This window comes from Brevibacillus massiliensis (assembly GCF_000311785.1).
In the GTDB taxonomy this organism is placed as follows: Bacteria; Bacillota; Bacilli; order Brevibacillales; family Brevibacillaceae; genus Brevibacillus_C; species Brevibacillus_C massiliensis.
This window is the reverse complement of record NZ_HE978538.1, coordinates 66,289-68,576: the sequence shown is the minus strand read 5'-3', so window position 1 is coordinate 68,576 and position 2,288 is coordinate 66,289. Positions and strand designations below refer to the sequence as shown.

The 2,288-nt window shown below is 39.9% G+C and carries 4 protein-coding genes; all 4 read right to left on the bottom strand.

The window, feature by feature from the left end; all coding sequences use genetic code 11:
- Nucleotides 1–85 precede the first annotated feature (85 nt).
- A complete protein-coding gene (locus tag HGBM_RS09590; RefSeq protein ID WP_019120885.1) occupies nt 86–613 on the bottom strand; it encodes a hypothetical protein in 528 nt (175 codons plus the stop codon).
- 36 nt (nt 614–649) lie between these two features.
- Nucleotides 650–853 carry a DUF5348 domain-containing protein gene (locus HGBM_RS30745; RefSeq protein WP_245552938.1) on the bottom strand — a complete coding sequence of 68 codons (204 nt, stop codon included), beginning with the start codon at nt 851–853 and terminating at the stop codon, nt 650–652.
- An 18-nt stretch (nt 854–871) separates the two neighbouring features.
- Complete coding sequence (locus tag HGBM_RS09580) at nt 872–1,078, bottom strand: hypothetical protein (protein WP_019120883.1); 207 nt, start codon at nt 1,076–1,078, stop codon at nt 872–874.
- 760 nt (nt 1,079–1,838) lie between these two features.
- The coding region (locus tag HGBM_RS31295) for a DNA adenine methylase (protein WP_019120882.1) at nt 1,839–2,288 on the bottom strand (450 nt) is incomplete at its 5' end.

Below are 2,288 nucleotides of genomic sequence, written 5' to 3'. Positions count from 1 at the left end.
TTACGCTGCGCTAGCCTTAGATATCAACTCCACTGAAGGATTGATACTGAATGTTAGCATCGTATCCTCCTCCTCTCTCATCGTATTAAATCCTAAATTCAAATGTCTTTACTAATTCGCGGAATTTATCGTAATTAATTGATAATCTCTTCGCTGCTTCCTTTCCATTGAAGCTACCTTCCCGATATTCTTTGTATACGTCAAGAAAACCGGTTGGATATGGTTTGACGGGTCGCCCAGGTTTACTTTGTTTTGACTTTAGGCTGGTTTCCTTCTCCTTGATAAAATTGTTGATGAATGAAAGCATTTCATAACCCTGATCCGATAAGATTCTTGCTTGCATTGGATCTAGTAATATTAATTCTGTATCCTTCTCCTTCAAAGTGGATAAAAAAATACATAATCCGTTAATTTCATCAGCAACATCATTCAAATTACGGATAACAACTGCATCCGAACTACCCAACTGTTCGAGCATTGCTTTCAACGACTCATTTTCACAAAAACCGTATTCATCAGTGAGATCGATAAATACTTTATCTGCGTTGAGTTGATCCTTAATTCCTTCAATCTCTTGTTTGCGACGAGCGCGAACATATCCGAATCTTGTCATGATTCAACCCCCAATTTTAGACCTGAATGATCCTTATTACACATTTACCATGTAGGAGTTTGATCTTCGTAGATCGAAACTAACATCTTCCATGATCAAATACCATTGTGCATCCTTTTCTATACGGCACGGAATAGATTGACCACCTATATAGATTTCAAAACATTCTCCGCAGTGAAGTCCATAGTTTCTGCCTTCAAGTTCAACACACCAACGGTCTGTTTCTTCATCGTATTTCATCGTCTTTTGAAACTGCATTTAGCCTTCACCCTCTCCACCAGAACCCCTCATAAATTTCTTAACATAGACTTTTGTTCCGTCCTCATACCTGTCATAGATCCCCATACCATCTATTGCTCTTACTGGGGCTCCCGATTCAAGAGTCTCTTCGATATCTTTCATACTTGATTCTTTTAAAAATCTTTCGACCTCTTCCTTAGGAGAATCAAATCTCAGTTTTTTCATTTCCCATCTTCCTTTTCAGTCAATAAAATAACGACAATTTATACGGGAAGAATAGCCACCATCGTGTTGAGATAATAGCTTCCTTTAACGGGTAAATACAACCCATTTTTCAGTATTTTATGACACAGAAATACTGGCGACCCAATAGACCGACTAAACGACCGACAACGTGACAGCCTGTACGCCACCGTGTACCGATTTTCACGGAGGGAGTAAGGGAGAAATATATACCAAGGGGGAGAAGGGCGTTTTTGGGGCATTTTTGAAGGGAATTGGGAGAGCAGACACGACCCCCAAAAGAAGAGAAAGTGACCAGATATTTACATTTACTACCATGAAGGAAAATCCGTGCTTTTACGATACTGTGAGAACCAAATGCTCAGTCCCGTTATCGTTACGTCTGAAATTTTTACTCAACTTCTCATGGATACTGAATCGTCCAATGATTGATGACCTCCAAAGTGTTCTTTTAGAAGGGTAGTGTGACAACTGTTGTCAGTGTGCGTCGAAGATTGTACTGAAGTTAATCCCGAATTGTTCTTCTACGAAATACAGAAGATCCTCGCCTGGTAATCGGGAACTGTGATTAGGCGAAAGTGTCCTTTTAGGAAACAAAATAAAGCCTCTCCGTCATCCTCTCTTTTGGAGCCGGTCTACCCCAAATCGAGCAGAAACAACCGATTCGGGGCAATCTATCGATGGCACTTTTTTGGACACTCACTTGTGGTGTACTGGTACTAGTGATCTTTCTGGTATTAATTTATTTAGCTTCTGAGATGAGATCATGTATTTCAGGCGTAATCTCAAAGTTGATATAAATGAACTCTTCCTTCATCCGACCAATACCCGAACTAGATACATGCTTCAGCTTTAAGAAGATCTTCTTCCACCCGTCATTTTCCAACTCATCGTATATGTCACTTTCGTAGCCGCTTACGATCATATAAGTGTCAGTATGTCTGATTTGGTTCCTAAAGTTTATATGAACCTCTCTGTTCCATGAATGTCTATAGTGATTCTTTCCTTGCATCGCGGCTGGATCATAAGGTGGATCACAGTAAACTAAGCACTTCTGAGGTTTAAATTTGGCTACACCCTGCTCAATTTCTTTTATCAGTTCACGGCAATCCCATCTGATCACCTCAACCCCTGATAATATCGGAACAAACTGATCAAGATTGAGAATCCTCTCATAATACCCCTTTCGTAA

Excerpts from the sequence above, each read along its gene's own strand:
- HGBM_RS09590 (WP_019120885.1), bottom strand. The coding sequence starts at position 613 with ATGACAAGATTCGGATATGTTCGCGCTCGTCGCAAACAAGAGATTGAA.
- HGBM_RS30745 (WP_245552938.1), bottom strand. The coding sequence starts at position 853 with ATGAAATACGATGAAGAAACAGACCGTTGGTGTGTTGAACTTGAAGGC.
- HGBM_RS09580 (WP_019120883.1), bottom strand. The coding sequence starts at position 1,078 with ATGAAAAAACTGAGATTTGATTCTCCTAAGGAAGAGGTCGAAAGATTT.